This window comes from Brevundimonas faecalis, from assembly GCF_040549405.1.
Taxonomy (GTDB): domain Bacteria; phylum Pseudomonadota; class Alphaproteobacteria; order Caulobacterales; family Caulobacteraceae; genus Brevundimonas; species Brevundimonas faecalis.
In genome coordinates, this window is record NZ_JBEPTF010000001.1 from 1,491,956 (window position 1) to 1,508,753 (window position 16,798).

A 16,798-nucleotide genomic window follows, 5' to 3' on the forward strand; every position below is an offset into this window, starting at 1 on the left:
TCGGATACAATATACGTAATCGCATGACCTTTACGCCTCCCGCCGCGCTTCCCATCACAGCAGACGAGCGTCGCGCTCGAATTCGAGCCATGGCCGCAGATCTTCAGGCGAGGGGGGTAGCGGGCCTGCTGCTGGGCCCTACAGCTTCCTTGCGGTACTTTACGGGCCTGGACTGGCATGCGTCTGAACGTCTGACCGGAGCCCTGATTCATGCTGATGGGCGTGTGGAATACGTCTGCCCAGGCTTTGAGCGGGGCAAGGTGGCGGGTTTGACCTCGGCGCCGAACGCCGTCGCGGCGGACATTCTGACCTGGGAAGAGGATGAGAGCCCCTACGCCCTTGTCGCTGGCCGCCTGGCCGCAGGCGGGGCGCTGGCTGTCGATGATCAGGCTGCGGCCTTCATCTGGCTGGGGCTAAGCCGCCAACTGGGGTCGGAACGCATGGTCGACGGCGGCCCCATGATCGTCGCTCTGCGCAGCCGTAAATCGCAGGCCGAGATCGCCCTGCTGACCCGCGCCAAGGCGATCACCCTGGAGGTGCAGCGTCGCGCCCGTCATTGGCTGAAGGCGGGCGTCCTGACCTCGGAGGTCAAGGCCTTCATCGATGCGGAGCACCGCGCTCTGGGCGGAGAGGGCGGTTCCTGGTTCTGCCTGGTCTCATTCGGCGACGACACCTGCCTGCCGCATGGCGGGGAAGGGGATCGCGCCCTGCAGGTCGACGACGTCGTGCTGATCGATACGGGAACCTTGGTCGACGGCTATCACTCCGACATCACCCGTACCTACGTCTTCGGGACCCCGACCGATGAGGTTCGGCAGGTGTGGGAACATGAAAAACAAGCCCAGGCCCTGGCCTTCGAAGCTGCGCGGATCGGCGTCGCATGCGAGAGCCTCGACGCCGCTGCACGCGATTATCTGACCGGGGTCGGCTATGGTCCCGACTATCGCCTGCCGGGCCTGCCGCATCGTACGGGCCATGGCATCGGCCTGGATATCCATGAAGCGCCCAATCTGGTGCGCGGCGACGCCACCCCTCTGCAACCCGGCATGTGTTTCTCCAACGAGCCCATGCTGGTCATCCCCGGCCGGTTCGGCGTTCGTCTGGAAGACCACTTCTACATGACGGATCAGGGGCCGGTCTGGTTCACCCAGCCGTCGCATAGTCTGGACGACCCCTTCGGCGAGGGCGTCGACGCGTGAAGGTCGCGCAACGGTGGACGGTCGTCGGCGGCGGCCTGGTCGGAACGGCCGTCGCGCTCCGACTCCAGGCGGCCGGGTTCGAAGTGGTCCTGATCGACAGGGGAGACCCGCGACGCGGGGCCTCGTTCGGCAATATCGGCCATATCGCCGCCGAGCAGTGCGAACCCATGCCGTCGCCCGCCGCCTTGCAGAGCGCCTTCGGGCGGTTGTTCGCTTTTGGCGGCCCCTTGGATTTCCGTGTTCAGGATATCGGGCTGTGGGCGCCCTGGGCGCTTCGGTTCTTGGCCGCATCCCGGCGTGCGGCCAACACTGCGGGGGCCGCCGTTCTGGCGCATCTGCTGAACGATCCGCTCGGCGCCTGGTCGCGTATGTTGGAATTGGCCCAAGCGCCGGCCGACCTCGTGAGACCGATCGGCCACGCCGTCGTCTGGTCGACGCCAGAAGCCGCGCGTCGCGGATTGGAAGCCTGGCGCGGCGCTCGCACCGGCAGCGCGCGGTTTCGGCCAATGGAGGTTGAGGAACTCGCCGCCTATGACAGTGTGTTGAGGGCTCGACCGGCCGGAGGCATCCGCTTCACGGGCACAGGTCAGGTCAGCGAACCTCAGGCCTTGCGCGGTGCGCTCTTGGCGGCGCTGACCGAACGCGGCGGGACCGTGGTCTCCAATGAAGCGGTTGCGATCAGACCGGCTGCCGACGGTGCTGAAATCCGCCTGGCCGACGGCGGCGTCGTCGATTCTGATCGCGTGGTTGTCGCAGCGGGGGCCTGGTCCGCGTCGCTGCTCGCCCCGCTCGGCGTTCGGGCGCCATTGGTGGGGGAAAGGGGCTATTCGATCCAGTTCGCCGAGCATGACTGGCCGCTAGATCTGCCTCTGACCGTGTTCGAGGACCGTTCCATCGTGATCGCGCGCTTCAGCAGCGGCCTGCGCGCTTCAAGTCATGTCGAGTTCGGGAATCCTTCAGCGCCGCCGGATGCGCGCAAGTGGCGACATATCGAGCGTCATCTCGGCGCGCTGGGCGTCGGTGTTTCAAGTGTTCCTGATCGCTGGTGCGGCCCGCGCCCGACGCTGGCGGACTATCTCCCGGCTATAGGGCGTTTGAAATCGGCGCCGGCTGTCTACTACGCCTTCGGCCATCAGCATCTGGGTCTGACGCTTGCGGCCACGACATCGGAACTGATGGAGACGCTCGCGCTCGGAGAGGTTGCGCCGGCGTGGCTTGATGCGCTGGCGATCGAACGTTTCAACGGCTGAGAACGACATGCCTGCATGATTTTCATGCGGAGGTTCGGCCAGGGAGACAAGTACGGCCAGGGACTGGCCTGGAATTCCAGGCGGTGTTCAGAGCAGTTCAGTTCGGAGCACCGCCTCCAGCCAGTCGGCGAAGACCTGCAGCCTACGCGAGAGATGCTGTCGGTGCGGATAAAGCAATGTCATCGGCATGGCCTGGGCGCGATGCGTCGCCATGACCTCGATCAACTCGCCGGCATCAAGATGGCGTCGGACGTCATAGGCGGGAATCTGGATCAGCCCCAGACCAGCCAAGCAGCAGGCTATATAGGCCTCTGCGCTGTTGACTGTGACGCGGCCGCGCATTGGCAGGCTTCGTACAGCGCCGTCATCGACCCATTCCCATGGCTCAATCCGGCCGTTGGAAGGCGACGCATAGTTCACGGCGTGATGGTCTGTGAGATCGGCAGGCGACTTTGGCGTGCCGCATCGCTGCAGATAAGCCGGGCTCGCGACATTGATCAGCGGCAATTCGCCGATGTGACGCGCGATCAGGGAGGAGTCGCTCAGCGGACCGACCCGAAGCACGCAGTCGATGCTGTCTTCAACCAGATTCACTGCGCGGTCGGTTACGCCGAGGTCGACCTCGATGTCAGGATAGAGATCGAGAAAGTCGGGCAGGGCGGGGGCGATGACCAATCGCCCGATCCGGCCTGGAACATCGATGCGGAGCCTGCCGGACGGTTGGGCTGCGTTCTGACGGAAGAGGTTCTCCGTTTCCTCGACATCGGCGATCACCCGCTGGCAGCGCTCATAGAAGGCGACGCCGTCCTGGGTCGGCGCCACCTTGCGCGTGGTGCGATGGAGCAGGCGCGCGCCGACACGCTCTTCTAGCTCCTGCACGGCCGCCGAGACGGAAGAGCGAGGAACGCCCAGCGTATCGGCCGCCCGCGTGAAACTGGAGCATTCCACCACGCGCGAGAAGATGCGGAACAGATCGATGCGGTCCAATACCTGAGCATCCCAATTGGGCTGAAAATCTGACAAGTGATGTCAGAGTGGTCGGCTTTATCGATCAATCCTAGGCGATAACGTCTGCATTCGGAAGCGGCCTGAACGGGCGCGCAGGCAAGGGAGCCGAGCCATGACTGATCACAGCATCAAGGGCAAAACCGTCATCATCGCCGGCGGCGCCAAGAATCTCGGCGGATTGATCGCTCGTGATCTCGCCCAGCAAGGCGCGAAGGCGGTGGCGATCCATTACAATAGCGAAACGGCCAGAGCCGAAGCGGATGCGACCGTCGCGGCGGTGAAGGCGGCGGGCGCGGAAGCCGTCGCCTTACAGGCCGACCTCACTACCGCTGATGCGATGCAAAAGCTCTTCGCTGACGCCGTCGCCGCTGTCGGCCGGCCCGACATCGCCATCAACACTGTCGGCAAGGTGTTGAAGAAACCGATCCTGGAGATTTCGGAAGCTGAGTACGACGAGATGAGCGCCGTCAACGCCAAGTCGGCCTTCTTCTTCCTGAAAGAGGCTGGCAAGCACCTCAACGACCACGGCAAGATCTGTACGCTCGTCACCTCGCTGCTCGGCGCCTATACCCCATTCTATGCCGCGTACGCGGGTACGAAGGCGCCGGTCGAACATTTCACTCGTGCAGCGTCCAAGGAATTCGGCGAGCGCGGAATCTCGGTGACGGCCATTGGGCCGGGCCCTATGGACACGCCTTTCTTCTACCCTGCGGAGGGTGAAGACGCGGTCGCGTATCACAAGACCGCGGCGGCTCTGTCGAACTTCTCGAAGAAGGGGCTGACCGACATTGAGGACATCGTTCCCTACATCCGCTTCCTGGTCAGCGATGGGTGGTGGATGACCGGGCAGACCATCCTCGTCAACGGCGGCTACACAACCAAGTGAGCCGTTGGACGGCCTGTCAGAAACGGCAGGCCGTTTTTTGTGTAAGCGCTCCTGAATCGTAAGACTCCAACTTCTTGAATTCCATAGAACTGCAGGTTCCTGGTTCATTGGAATCCAACCGGCAGGGCTTTTGGTTAGCGGTCTCGCTCTGCCAGAAGTCGCTGCCGCTGCTTCTCGGAGAGAGACATGGTTGCCCGCACCTCCAGCGTTCCTAGTCCTAGGACGGGGATGTTCAGGGTGCGTTTCACATCGCCAGTGTTCGACAGGAGCCAGGGATTGGCTCGCGCCAAGCGCCGCAAAACCCATAAGGGCAACCAGATCTGCATGATTAAGCCTCGCTTGTGGTAGGAACGACCTTAGCCGTTACAGACGACAAAATCGGTCATAGACCTCAGGGCTTAGAGCGGAGAGCCCGATACAACGTGCTGCGGGATACGCCCAAGGTCGCTGCGATCTCAGCCATCGGCTGATCGGGATGCTGCATCAGATGTCGCGCTTGCGTCAGTTGTCTCTGCGATAGGGCAGGGGGCCGCCCGCCCTTCCGGCCTCGGGCACGGGCAGCGGCTAAGCCGGCCATTGTCCGTTCCCGAGTCAGATCGCGTTCCATCTCAACAAGGGCCGCCATCATGTGGAAGAAGAACCTTCCAGCGGGGGTGGTCGTGTCGATGCCGTCGGTCAGGCTTCGAAACTCAATGCCGTCCTGGTTCAGCTTGGCGACGAACTCGACGAGCTGACGCACCGTTCGTCCGAGGCGATCGAGCTTCCATACGACCAGTGTATCTCCTGAACGAAGATGAGATAGAGCGGCGGCCAACCCAGGACGGTCCAGCCTGCTGCCGCTCAGCTTGTCGGAGAATATACGATCGCAGCCGGCCGCGCTTAACGCATCCGCTTGGAGCTCCAAATTCTGCTCATCGGTTGAGACTCTCGCGTAACCCAAGAGCATTTGCGTCAAAACCCATTATAGCGGCGTCGGCTGAGACGCTGAATTCGCTACAGGCTACTGCAACACGAGCGCCGTAGAAATCCTGCAGAATACACAGGCACCAGCTGTCGCGTGTCAAAAACGGTCCTTTATGACGCAGATGATTAGGTCTGTTTCTGACTCAACTCGGTCCTTTGCGACGTCTGCTTTCAGGCAAGATGTCGGTCAGCTGCCAAATGTGCATGTCTGACCCTTAGTCGACGTTGAGAACGGCACCGGTCGAAGACCAAAGTCCTGCGGCGGTAAGTCGAGGCCGTAGCCTCTAACCGTAGCCGAGCCAGTCCTCGTGCGAATGGCTTAGCAAATGCAATCCGACGGAGTTGCCCGACGCGATGAAAAGCGGATCGAAGTCAATCTCTACTCTTGCGTCCGGCACAGGGTCCGCCAGATCGCACCATTCAAGAAAGTGGCGCAAATCCTTGGCTGCGGAGCGGCCGAAGACATGAGTGTTCTTCAGCTGCATCAACCGCGGCGTCTCGTCGATCGGCGCCAGGGTTTCAAGCTCATGGGCCGAGAATTTGGGCGATCCGTATTCTGCTGATCGAGCAATCAAGATCGTTCGAACAGCCCATGTTGCGCGCCTAGCCGCCAAGGCGGCGTTGGGCATGGTTCGCCCGAACCGAACCAGAAGCCAGGCCAAGGCCGCTCCATGCCCTATCTCAAGCTCATAGGAAGATCGAAGGCGAAACCGGGCGCGAAGACCGTCGAACACGTGTTCCGGATCGTGGATCGCTCGCCCCTCGAACAAGCAATGCCAAACGAACAGGTCGCCGTTCTCGGCCTTCTCGGTCAGATCGTTGATGCTGTAGGTGGACAGGGAGACCGGCCCCATACTGGTGTGCAGAGGCTGCCCCGGTTGGGTCGAGACGAGTAGCAGGTCCGTGTCCGAGTCAGGGGATTGGTCGCCTCGCGCCCGACTGCCAAAAAGAGCGACTGCGGCTATCGTCATTGGTATGCCTGCTCATGCTCACGTTTCAGCGCCGCGAGCGGCGAGCGCCCGAACGGACATCTTTCTTGCGACGCCACGCTGAGCTTCTATCTCAGGGCCGTTCGTCAGAACGAGCTGAGTCTTCTCCGGCTTGTTGGTTTCCGGATCGAGGTCGAGGTTCAGGTGGGCGATCAGGTAAAAGCTCATGCTCAATCTTACAGGCATGGTCAGGGCACCTTCGACCATTTCGAATTCCTCGATCAGCGCTTCCTGCTGCTCAGGCTTGAGTCTCGGGTTGGGAACAAGGGACAGGTCTATGAAGTGGCTCCACTCATAGTCCAGGCTGTTGTCGATTCCGGCAGGCCCATCCCCTGCCACATCGCGTATGCGGTTCAGAAGGTAGTCCCTGAAATCGTTGTGCTCGGCTGACCACGCTCGAACATACCAGCGCCCGAACGCGTGAGCGATCGAGTGTGGGGCGATTGTGCGCCAGCTCGGCGGGGATCCGGTCAGTGAGCGATAGTCGATCCTCAACCGTTGCTGATCCTTAATGGCGTCCAGGACGGCCATCAAATGCTCAGGGTTGGTCGCTCGGCGTCCCACGGAAACCACCTCGACCGGAGGCAGGGGGGCTTGGAACCACGTCGCTTCCGGGTCGAGCCACCCGCTCTTCAAACCGACCAGTTGCAGAAGATACCGATCGACACCCTTGGCCGCCCACTGAGCCTGGTACGCTCCAGCGCGCCGGTATGTCTTGGCGCTGCCGTCGTAGATCAGGTTCCCGGGGGCGGCGTCGCTATAGGTCGCAATATCGGCCGAAGCCTGTTGGGCCGACATGCCGAAGGCCTCCGCCATGTCGGCTCGGTTGAGCACGCGATCCCAGAAAAGCCTGAAGTCTATATATTCCAGTCTCTTAAGGACGGCCCACTTAGGCTTGTCGGCTGGCGTGTCGTTCATGATCGATACAATTGTCAGTTATCCACATCCAAAATGCGTCTAATAAATAGACGCATCGATATGGTTGTCCTATATTAACTTCGAAGGCGGCGTCGAGATCGGTCTATTGCTGGTGCGGCTTTCGTTGCGGTTGTGGGCGGTTCTTGGAACCTTCCGCCGTGTCTATGGGCACAGGCCGCTGCCAATTGCCAGTTGGCGGGGAATGAAAATTCCGTGCCGGACACCCAACCCCTCGCGCCGCAGACGTTGCCGGCGACGGAGAACGATCAATGAGCGCTGCGATCCATCCGATGTTCGGAACCGACTTGCCCAAGGGCATCAGCAGGGCCCGCGCTCTGCCCGACGCGGCGCTCGGAGCGGTGTGGGACTCGATTTTCATCGATGAGGGACTGAAGAAGCAGTTGCTCTCTCAGGCGATGCTGAATTTCTCGGTCCGGGGTAAAGTCGATCGAACAATCATTCCCCTGCACGGCGTAATCTTGCTTACGGGGGAGCCGGGTACTGGAAAGACATCGCTCGCTCGGGGGCTTGCGCACCGAACTGCGGCGTCTTTCTCCGGCGGGAGGTTCAAGCTCCTTGAAGTTGAACCGCACTCGTTGACCAGCTCTGCGATGGGCAAAACCCAGCGCGCGGTATCCGATCTTTTCTCCCAATCCATCGCTGAGGCCGCCAGCAGCGGGCCCACGATCGTGCTTCTGGACGAGGTGGAGACGCTCGCGGCTGATCGGTCCAAGATGAGCCTTGAAGCCAACCCCATCGACATCCACCGGGCGACCGACGCGGTTCTGGTTCAGCTCGATGCGCTGGCCGAGCGCTTCCCTCAGCTTCTCTTCGTTGCGACAAGCAATTTTCCCGATGCCGTCGATAGCGCCTTCACGTCGCGCTGCGATCTCGTTCTGCGAGTTCCTCTGCCAGACCGGGCTGCGTGTGCGCATATCCTGCGCGACTGCCTGATCGGGCTCGGCAAAACCTACGCTTCGATCTCCGCGCTAATTTCCCAGCCCGGGTTCGACCGTTGTGCAGGGGAGTGCGTCGGCCTGGATGGGCGTGCGATCCGTAAGATGGTGGCGAACGCTCTGGCCAGTCGGCCGGAGGTGGCGATGGACCCGAGCAAGGTGACCCTCGACGACATCTATCGAGCGGCGCAGCAGGCGAAGTTGAATCGCAGCTTGGGGGTGAAGACGAAATGACCACCGTCGTCCGGCGCACCTTCAGCAGTACGCCTCACCGCGACGCGGGAGAGACTTGGCGCGCGATTGTCGACCTGCTGACGCAGGGCAAAACCGGAGCCAAGCGTGACGAACTGCTGTCCGTTCATGGCATCGCGTCCAGCATCATCGCGGACAAGGCTCCAAAGGACGCAGCCATTGTCGTGACATGCGACGGTCCCCGTACTCGTATCTACTGTGTCTACGACGAAGACGCGACGGATGGCTCCGACGCGAACGAAGACGCGTTGGGGTTTGACCCGCTCGATGGCGACTGGCGCGTCTCGCTTCCCTGCGAGACGGATGACCTCGCCTGGGTTCAGGGCGCGCTCAAGGGGCACAGCGAGCGCATCACCGCCCGCGACAAGTCGGAAGCGACAAAGGCGGAAGCCGCCAAAAGCTCTGCGGGGCCGGCAGCGCTGGTCTTTGATCCGAAAGGATTTCTCAGCTCATGACCACCGTCAGCGTCAACACCTATACCCATTCGGTGACCTACGTCGCCGACAACATGCTCAAGAGCCTGAAGGATATTATCCGGCTGAGCGGTCTCGATCCGACCAACTTCATCGAGGACTGGGACATCAACATGCGCGGTATCAAGCGCTGGTTGGAGACCGAGGACCTGCAGCGTGTAGATCTGGAAATCTACGATCCAAAGACCGATTCGCTTCTGTTCCGCTGGGACATGGACGTTGTCTACGGATGGAGCTCTGGCGACGGGAACTTCTGGGTCGATACCGAGCAGCTCAGGTACGCGATCCGAAAGGCGGGATTAGTGCCCAGCCAGGCGAAGTACCGTTTGTTGGTTCGCACCAAGCCCGGCCGTCCTGATGTCGACGGCTGGAGTAAAGCCACAGCCCGATCGACATCCGGCTTCACCCGGCAATCGCTGGGGACGACCATCGACCATAGCGGCTTGGGCGCAAACACTTCTTACTGGAGACAAGCCGGATGATTACCGTCGACGAAGCGTTTCGGAAGTTTAAGAGCCGTCTCGAACTGAACGAGAAGGAGCAGAAGAACGCGTCCGATCGCCAGAACGAGGTGCGGGACTATCTGGTCACGAAGTTCGCGATCGACCGGAGCTTCCTGACCGGATCCTATAAGCGACACACCAAGACGAAGCCGCTCAAGGACATCGATATCTTCCTCGTCCTCAAGGACACAGAGAAGGGCAAATATCACGACAAGCCGCCGTCGGTCGTGATCGGCGACTTTTACGATGCGTTGGTCGAGAAATACGGCTCCAAGGCGGTTCGGAAACAGGGGCGATCGGTCAACGTCGATTTCGGGGTGGTCGTCGATTCAGACGACAACACCGACTATCGTGTCCTCAGTGTGGACGTGGTGCCTGCCTTCGCATCGGCGTCGGACTACGAGATTCCCGACACCGAAAAGGGCAAGTGGATCAAGACCAACCCCGAGACCCATGCGGCAAAGGCGACGGCAGCGCATCAAGCCTACTCCAGTGAGTGGAAAGGCTTGGTCCGCATGGTGAAGTACTGGAACAACCAGCCCCGCCACGGAGAAAAGCCGGTCAAACCGTCGTTCCTTATCGAGGTGATGGCGCTGGAGTGCCTGTATGGCGGCTGGCAGGGTAGCTTCACCTACGAGTTCCAATCCTTCTTCGCCACGCTGGCAGATCGTATCCTGGATACGTGGCCCGACCCGGCGGGCCTGGGGCCAGCGGTAAGTGACGGGATGGATGCTGCGCGCAAGGAGCGTGCGCGCTCGCTTCTGATGGCGGCGAGCCGTGAAGCGAGCCTTGCGATCAATCTCGCCAGACAGGGCAAGAACGGAGAGGCTTTGAAGGCATGGCGGGCGCTGTTCGGCCCGAAGTTCCCGCTCTCATGAAACGCAAGACGAACTCCACGTCTAAACGGGTGCACAATGGCTGACGCCGTCAACGCGCGCTGGAATGGCGACAGATATCAGGCGCGGGTTTTCTGGCAGAACGCGCTGAGCATGCTCGCGCATGACTCGGTCGTAGTGGAAGTGACCTTCGAAGCCGATGCGCCGAAGTCATTCGACGACGTTGTCGTGCGTTATGATCCGCCTATCCCGGGAAGTGGGTCAGAACGAGTTTCAGCTGCCTATCAGCAGGTGAAGTGGCACGTCGATACGGGAGGGCGGTTCGGCTACGAGGATTTCGTCGATCCCGAGTTTATCGGGGCGACGAGGGTGTCGCTACTTCAGCGCCTGCGCGACGCCAAGAAGAACGCACCGTTGGGCGCGCGGTTTGATTTCATCACGACGTATCGCATCAAGGACGATGACCCGCTGGGCTATGTTCAATCGGGCGCCGACAAGTCCATTCTTTTGGAACGCCTGTTCAATGGCACGAAGGACGGCAGCCGTATGGGCAGGGTCCGCAAGCTATGGCGCGAACATCTTGAGCTAGCGTCTGATGACGAACTCAAGGAGGTTGTGACGGGCTTCCGGATTATGGATGGCGAGCGCTCGCTGGAACAGCTACGCGAGGACATCAACGTGCGGGCCCAGATTGTAGGCGCGCTGACCTGTTCCACCGAAACCGACTTCCGATATGACGGGCTTGCTCAAGCGCTGAAATCGCGGAAGCTGAATAGCTTCACGCGAGAGGCTTTGCGGCAGGTTCTCCGGGAGGAGGGCGTTCTCACCGATAAGGCGCCAGCCCTTCCTTCTGGGCTGACGATCGCGATCCGGACGTTCCAGGGCGTAGCGGCTGATCTGGGTGGGACGTCGCCGGAGAACACACTCTCGCTGACCGATAGCTTCAATCAGCGCTATCTCCTGGACGACCGGTCTTGGCAGGGCGACATTCTTCCTCGGGTCGAGACGTTCCTGAGAGAGGCTGTAAAACGCTCGGGTGTGCTGAGGATCATTCTCGATGCGCACGCCTCCATTGCATTCCTCGCAGGCGCCGTCCTCGATCTGAAATCAGGGGTCGACAGCTCGTTGGTCCAGAAAGGTCGGGTAGGTTCGAGAACCTGGCGCGCGGACGACGGTACCGAAAAGGAAACGGCTCGATTGACCAGCGCGACGATCAGTATCGATTCCGGGCCCGATATCGCCTTGGCAATCGGTATTTCACAAAGCGTCGATGCTCACGCCCGGGCCTATGTCGGCAAAGAGCTGTCGACTGTCGGGACGTTGATTTCGTTTGTCCCTCCGGCCGGCCCTGGACAGCAAACGATTGTCGGCGGTGGACATGCCGCCGCCTTGGCAGAACAGATCGCCAATGAAGTGCGTGCTCTGAAGGTGGATGACCCTGATTGCACGGTCCACATCTTCGCCGCCTGCCCAAATAGTTTGCTCTTCTATCTGGGGCAGCAGCATCGCGGGATCGCTCCCTGCATCGTCTACGAGTTCGATTTCGATCGAGCTGGAAACAAGAGTTATCAGCCGTCGTTCGTGATCGATTAGCGATAGGTTGGCCGGGTTGATCAAGCGTTGGGCGAGATGGCCCGCCCATCGGACTGGATAGGTCTGCAGCAAACGGAATTGTCCGTGGCTGCGCGCAAGCAGCTATCGCGATGCTCGATCTTGATGCGAACCGCTGGCGGGCACCAATTACACTCAAACGTCCGCTACGGCTCGAAAGCGGACTTCGATGACCGACGTGCTCAACCTCCGATTTCGGGACTGGTGCCAAAGTCTGCTCATGGCGCTCAACGGCTCGTAGCGGCAAGCTGTGGCGCATTGTGGAGACTGACCATGTACGAGGAGTGGTTGCGCGCGAGGGTGCCTGGGTACCAAGAACTTCGAGTGGTGGACCGCGAAGCCGTCACAGGCTTCCTTCATTTCTGGGCACTCTTCGAAGGACGTCTTCTCGATGAGCGCGCTGGTCCGGGCAAGATCTGCGATCTCGCTGCTCGTTGGCGCGAGGACGGCTTGGCGCGCTCAGCACCCGTTCGGTCAGCGCTGACTTATTGGCGAAGGCGATACTTCGCGAACGGGGCACCTAACGGACGATTTGAGAGCCTGCTGTTCAGACCAAACGACCGTGGGGAGTTAGTAGAAGCGGTCATGGCCGACGGGCGAGATGATGCCGAAAGCGTTGTGGCGGCAGTTCTTCTCATCATCTACCGTCTTCGGAACAACCTCTTTCACGGCCTCAAGTGGCAGTATGGACTAGCGGACCAGGAGGGAAATTTCCGACACGCCAACGAAGTGCTGATGGAAGTTCTCGAACGTTACGGCGAACTCTAAATCTTTGCACGAGTGGGTTTCGGCGTCTGCCTCCGGCGCTGGATCAATGTCCACTTCTCGGCGGGGTCCAAGCTTCCGCTAGTGGCGCGTTGCCGTCAGACGGGATGTAGCCAGTCAGCCGCCTCAGCACGAACCGCACAAGTCAGGTCTTCGATCAGGCGGGTGGTGATACGCAGGTGCTGCCAGAAGAGCGGCACATCCACGATGACGCCCGGCGCGAGATCGACCAGGCGGCCTGACGCGATCAGCGGAGCGGCGAGGCGCTCTGGCGTCAGGGACCAGGCGACGCCGGCTAAGGTGAAGTCGAGAAATCCCTGGGTGGACGGCACCCAATGGGTCGGGCCTTCGATCGGGCGTCCGACGACCTTTTCTGTCCACTGGAGTTGCAGTCGGTCGCGCGAACTGAACCGGAGCACCGGCGCCTCCGCCAGCCGCGCCGCCGTCACGCCGTCCGGGAAATGATGATCGCGAAAGTCCGGCGTCGCGGCGGCCACGTAGCGAAGCGAACCCAGCGGCATGGTGCGGCATCCGGCGACGGCCTTTCCCGCCGTGGTCACAGCGGCGATCACCTCGCCCGAACGCAGGCGCTCGGCGGTGTCGGCCTCGTCGTCGAGCACCAGGGACAGGGTGTTCGGCTGGGCGGCGGCGAAGCGGGCGGCCGCGCCAGGGAACCAGGTGCCGAGGCTGTCGGCGTTGAGGGCGATCTTCAATGTCGGGCGCGCGCCGCCGAACGCGGCGGCCCAGACGGGATCGCCCGCCATCATGTCGTGCTCCAGCAGGGCCACCTGATCGAGGTGGGCCGCCAGCCGCGCCCCTGCCTCGGTCGGTCGGCAGGGCGTCGCGCGAATGACCAGGGGCAGACCCAGGCGCTCCTCCAGTCCCTTCACACGCTGGGACACGGCCGATGGCGTGACCGACAGGGCTTCGGCGGCCGCATCGAATGATCCGGTGCGGATAACGGCGGCCAGGGCGGCGAGGGCGGGATAGTCGAGCATTAGGGCAGCTAATCTAGCCTAAGTAGGATTAGTTCGGCTACGGCCTCACGCCATGCGATTAGCCCCCCATGATCGTTTCCATTCTTCCGCCCCTGGCGAAGGGTTTCGCCCTGTCAGCCAGCCTAATCGTCTCCATCGGCGCTCAGAACATGTTCGTGCTACGGCAGGGGCTGCGACGCGAGCATGTCCTGCCGGTCGTTCTGTTCTGCGCCGTGGCGGATTCCGTCCTCGTCATCGCCGGTGTGAACGGTCTGGGCCAACTGCTGGCGGCCGTTCCCGGTCTGTCGATGGCGTTGAGCCTGGGCGGCGCCGCCTTCCTGACCTGGTACGCCGTAGGGGCCTTTCGGCGGGCAATGCGCTCGGAGGCCCTGGTCGTTCAGGACGGCGCAGGTCTGTCGCTCGGGGCGGCGCTGGCGGCCACCGCCGCCTTTACCCTTCTGAACCCGCATGTCTACATCGACACCGTCATGCTGATGGGAGCTGTCGGGTCGAGCCTGCCCGAGGGCCAGAGGCTGTTCTTCATCATCGGAGCCTCGACCTTCGCCGCCCTCTGGTTCGCGGCCATCGGTTTCGGCGCGCGCTTTCTGGCGCCGCTCTTCGCCCGTCCGGTCGCCTGGCGCGTGCTGGATATCGTCACCGGCCTGATGATGACCGTCATCGCCGTGGTCCTGGTGCGCGACGTCTTCGCCTGACGCCATTTCAGAACATCGAGGTCCCCATGAACCCGCCCGTCATCACCCCGGGAATCTACGCCCTGCGTCCGGACTTCGCGGCGCTCAGCATCCTTGTCACTGGTGCGCGCAATGGGCCGAGCGATCCGTATGGCGCGGAACAGTTGCGTCTGGCGTGTGAGGCGCAGGAGCCTGAGTGGGCTGAAGTGCATCTGGAGGCCTGGCGGGACGCGTACCGCGCCTTCGGCGCCAAGCCGCAGCGGACGCCATGCTCCGTCGAGGCCCTGCGCAAGCGGGCGCAGCGAGACGGGGCCTTGCCGCCGGTGAACGCTGTCGTCGATCTCTACAATGCGATCAGCCTCCGTTACGCCCTTCCGATCGGCGGCGAGGATGCGGACGCCTACGCCGGGACGCCCAGGCTGGTCGTCGCCCAGGGCGGCGAGGCCTTTGACACGGCCCAGAGCGGCGAACCGAAGATCGAAACGGTCGATCCGGGCGAGGTCATCTGGCGCGATGATCGCGGCGCGACCTGCCGGCGATGGAACTGGCGACAGGGGTTGCGGACGCGGATCACCGACGACAGCACCGCCATGTGGTTCATCCTCGAGCGCCTGGCCCCCATGCCGATACCGGCCCTGCTGCAGGCGGGTGACGATCTGATCGCCGGGTTGAAGCGTCTCAGTCCGTCACTGCAGGCGAGCAGTCTTCTGCTTCAGCGCCCTGACTGATCGGCTGGATCGACACAAATTGAAGCCAAGCCTGATTTGAGCCGATCGCTGCGTCGGGCCTCACTGGGGCGACATTCTGGAGCAGAAGCATGGCGCTGTTTTCGGGCCTTTCGGCCTTTCCCATCACCCCGATGACGTCCGAAGGCGAGGTCATTGCGCCTGACCTGCAGCGGCTGGTCCAACGCATCGAAGCGGGCGGCGCCGATTCCATCGGCCTGTTCGGCAGCACCGGGACCTATATGTTCCTGAGCCGCGACCAGCGGCGACGCGCCGTGGCGGCGGCCGTTGAAGCCGTCGCCTCGATCCCGATCATTGTCGGCGTGGGCGCCATACGGACCGACGAAGTTCAGGCCTTGGCGCGGGATGCGGCGGCAGAGGGCGCGTCCGGCCTGCTCCTGGCGCCGGTCAGCTATACGCCGCTGACGGAGGAGGAGGTCTTTCAGCACTTCCTCGCCGTGGCCTCGGCCACGGACTTGCCGCTGTGCATCTACAGCAACCCCGGCACGACCAACTTCACCTTCAGGCCGGAACTGGTCGCCCGTCTGGCGGTGATCCCGACCGTGGCCGCCATCAAGCTGCCGCTGCCGGCCTCCGGCGACATCGCCTCCGACCTGGCGGCTTTTCGGCAGGCGGCGCCGAGCCTGTCCATCGGCTACAGCGGCGACTGGGGCTGCAAGGCCGCGCTGCTGGCGGGCGCCGACTGCTGGTATAGCGTGGCCGCCGGCCTGTTTCCTGAACAGGCCGCTGCGCTCGCGGCGGCGGCCATTCGGGGCGATTACGAAGAAGCGAACCGATGCGAAGCCGCCTTCGCCGGCCTCTGGGACCTGTTCCGCGCCCACGGCAGCCTTCGGCTGATATATGCGGTGGCGAACATGCTGGGCTTGACCGAAGCGTCGCCGCCGAAACCGCTTCTGGGACCCGACGAGGGGCTGACGGCCAGTCTCCGAAAGGCTTTGCCGCTCTGAGACACAGATGGTGCCCAGTGTCGGGTTTCGGTCATGAAGCCAAGGACCGCTATTGGCGCGGTCCAGACATGAGCCTCTTGACCCTATAGCCACTACAGGGTGCATGACGCGCACATGGCGAATTGCTGCGGCGACACCTTGTACAAGACGGACCGGCCCCCGGAGGAGCGCTGGCGGCTGGCGCTTTGGCTGGCGCTGGCGATCAACGCCGGGATGTTCGCGGTCGAGGGCGGGGCGGGTCTTTTGTCGGGATCGGCGTCGCTTCAGGCTGATGCGCTCGACTTCCTCGGCGACGCCGCCAACTACGGCATCAGCCTGGGCGTCGTGGGTCTGGTCCTCGTTTGGCGGGCGCGTGCGGCGCTGGTGAAAGGCGCGACCATGCTGGTCTTCGGCGGCTGGGTGGCGGGCGTCACTTTATGGGGTGTCTGGCTCGGCGAGACGCCAACGGCCGAGGTCATGGGTATCATCGGTCTGGCGGCCCTGATCGCCAACGTCGTGACCGCCGTCATGCTGTTCGGCTTCCGCAAGGGCGACGCCAACATGCGCTCGGTGTGGATTTGCTCGCGCAACGACGCCATCGGCAATCTGGCCGTCATGCTGGCGGCGTGGGGCGTCTTCGGCACCGGCACGCGCTGGCCGGACCTGCTGGTCGCCGCCGTCATGGCGGGGCTGGCCCTGCAAGGCGGCTGGCAGGTGATCCGTCACGCCGGTGCCGAACTGAAGACTGTGCCTGCGGTGCCCGCGCCCCGTCCCTTCAAGGTCGAAACCCGGCACAAGCCGATCGCCTGATCCTCATTCCCTTCCTGCTTCCTGATCGCTTCGGAGCC

Annotated in this window: 18 protein-coding genes and 1 pseudogene; 13 read left to right on the forward strand and 6 right to left on the reverse strand. The window is 62.6% G+C overall.

Features of this window, described 5'->3' with window-relative positions:
- Positions 1–89 precede the first annotated feature (89 nt).
- Positions 90–1,199, forward strand: coding sequence for a M24 family metallopeptidase (locus tag ABIE19_RS07370; RefSeq protein WP_354088474.1), 1,110 nt, complete (start codon positions 90–92; stop codon positions 1,197–1,199).
- Positions 1,196–2,449 carry an NAD(P)/FAD-dependent oxidoreductase gene (locus tag ABIE19_RS07375; protein WP_354088475.1) on the forward strand — a complete coding sequence of 418 codons (1,254 nt, stop codon included), beginning with the start codon at positions 1,196–1,198 and terminating at the stop codon, positions 2,447–2,449. Before ABIE19_RS07370 ends, ABIE19_RS07375 begins: the two co-directional genes overlap by 4 nt.
- Before the next feature lie 87 nt (positions 2,450–2,536).
- On the opposite strand, the gene ABIE19_RS07380 is transcribed toward ABIE19_RS07375, so the two are convergent.
- A complete protein-coding gene (locus ABIE19_RS07380) occupies positions 2,537–3,436 on the reverse strand; it encodes a LysR family transcriptional regulator (protein WP_354088476.1) in 900 nt (299 codons plus the stop codon).
- 133 nt (positions 3,437–3,569) lie between these two features.
- Here ABIE19_RS07380 and ABIE19_RS07385 point away from each other — a divergent pair, with 133 nt between their 5' ends.
- Positions 3,570–4,343 (forward strand): SDR family oxidoreductase, encoded by a 774-nt coding sequence (locus ABIE19_RS07385; protein WP_354088477.1) that lies wholly within the window; start codon positions 3,570–3,572, stop codon positions 4,341–4,343.
- Between the two features lie 391 nt (positions 4,344–4,734).
- On the opposite strand, the gene ABIE19_RS07390 is transcribed toward ABIE19_RS07385, so the two are convergent.
- The 4 genes and pseudogenes from ABIE19_RS07390 to ABIE19_RS07405 form a co-directional block, all read right to left on the reverse strand.
- Complete coding sequence (locus ABIE19_RS07390) at positions 4,735–5,289, reverse strand: recombinase family protein (protein ID WP_354088605.1); 555 nt, start codon at positions 5,287–5,289, stop codon at positions 4,735–4,737.
- Between the two features lie 301 nt (positions 5,290–5,590).
- Positions 5,591–6,160, reverse strand: a complete 570-nt coding sequence (locus ABIE19_RS07395; protein WP_354088609.1) for a hypothetical protein — start codon at positions 6,158–6,160, stop codon at positions 5,591–5,593.
- 33 nt (positions 6,161–6,193) lie between these two features.
- A pseudogene (locus tag ABIE19_RS07400) lies at positions 6,194–6,277 on the reverse strand (nucleotidyltransferase domain-containing protein); the annotation flags it as partial.
- An 18-nt stretch (positions 6,278–6,295) separates the two neighbouring features.
- Positions 6,296–7,213 (reverse strand): helix-turn-helix transcriptional regulator, encoded by a 918-nt coding sequence (locus ABIE19_RS07405; RefSeq protein WP_354088478.1) that lies wholly within the window; start codon positions 7,211–7,213, stop codon positions 6,296–6,298.
- Positions 7,214–7,482: 269 nt separating this feature from the next.
- On the opposite strand from ABIE19_RS07405, the gene ABIE19_RS07410 reads away from it, so the two are divergent.
- The 6 genes from ABIE19_RS07410 (at position 7,483) to ABIE19_RS07435 (ending at position 12,612) form a co-directional block, all read left to right on the forward strand.
- Positions 7,483–8,403 carry an AAA family ATPase gene (locus ABIE19_RS07410; protein WP_354088480.1) on the forward strand — a complete coding sequence of 307 codons (921 nt, stop codon included), beginning with the start codon at positions 7,483–7,485 and terminating at the stop codon, positions 8,401–8,403.
- Positions 8,400–8,876, forward strand: a complete 477-nt coding sequence (locus ABIE19_RS07415; protein ID WP_354088481.1) for a hypothetical protein — start codon at positions 8,400–8,402, stop codon at positions 8,874–8,876. Before ABIE19_RS07410 ends, ABIE19_RS07415 begins: the two co-directional genes overlap by 4 nt.
- Complete coding sequence (locus ABIE19_RS07420) at positions 8,873–9,376, forward strand: HORMA domain containing protein (RefSeq protein WP_354088482.1); 504 nt, start codon at positions 8,873–8,875, stop codon at positions 9,374–9,376. Before ABIE19_RS07415 ends, ABIE19_RS07420 begins: the two co-directional genes overlap by 4 nt.
- Positions 9,373–10,275, forward strand: coding sequence for a CBASS oligonucleotide cyclase (locus tag ABIE19_RS07425; protein ID WP_354088483.1), 903 nt, complete (start codon positions 9,373–9,375; stop codon positions 10,273–10,275). Before ABIE19_RS07420 ends, ABIE19_RS07425 begins: the two co-directional genes overlap by 4 nt.
- Positions 10,276–10,311: 36 nt before the next feature.
- Positions 10,312–11,826, forward strand: coding sequence for an SAVED domain-containing protein (locus ABIE19_RS07430; protein WP_354088484.1), 1,515 nt, complete (start codon positions 10,312–10,314; stop codon positions 11,824–11,826).
- Positions 11,827–12,117: 291 nt separating this feature from the next.
- Positions 12,118–12,612 (forward strand): hypothetical protein, encoded by a 495-nt coding sequence (locus tag ABIE19_RS07435; RefSeq protein ID WP_354088485.1) that lies wholly within the window; start codon positions 12,118–12,120, stop codon positions 12,610–12,612.
- A gap of 95 nt (positions 12,613–12,707) precedes the next feature.
- Here the strand turns inward: ABIE19_RS07435 and ABIE19_RS07440 are convergent, their stop codons facing one another.
- The gene (locus tag ABIE19_RS07440) at positions 12,708–13,607 is read right to left on the reverse strand and encodes a LysR family transcriptional regulator ArgP (protein WP_354088486.1); all 900 of its coding nucleotides are present in this window, start codon (positions 13,605–13,607) and stop codon (positions 12,708–12,710) included.
- A 68-nt stretch (positions 13,608–13,675) separates the two neighbouring features.
- Between ABIE19_RS07440 and ABIE19_RS07445 the strand changes: the two genes are divergently transcribed.
- From ABIE19_RS07445 to ABIE19_RS07460, 4 genes are all read left to right on the forward strand, one after another.
- Entirely contained in the window at positions 13,676–14,299 is a 624-nt protein-coding gene (locus ABIE19_RS07445) for a LysE/ArgO family amino acid transporter (protein ID WP_354088487.1), read from the forward strand.
- Positions 14,300–14,325: 26 nt separating this feature from the next.
- Positions 14,326–15,006, forward strand: a complete 681-nt coding sequence (locus tag ABIE19_RS07450; protein ID WP_354088488.1) for a B3/B4 domain-containing protein — start codon at positions 14,326–14,328, stop codon at positions 15,004–15,006.
- 89 nt (positions 15,007–15,095) lie between these two features.
- The gene (locus tag ABIE19_RS07455) at positions 15,096–15,971 is read left to right on the forward strand and encodes a dihydrodipicolinate synthase family protein (protein ID WP_354088489.1); all 876 of its coding nucleotides are present in this window, start codon (positions 15,096–15,098) and stop codon (positions 15,969–15,971) included.
- A 114-nt stretch (positions 15,972–16,085) separates the two neighbouring features.
- The gene (locus tag ABIE19_RS07460; protein WP_354088490.1) at positions 16,086–16,760 is read left to right on the forward strand and encodes a cation efflux transmembrane domain-containing protein; all 675 of its coding nucleotides are present in this window, start codon (positions 16,086–16,088) and stop codon (positions 16,758–16,760) included.
- Positions 16,761–16,798: the final 38 nt, after the last annotated feature.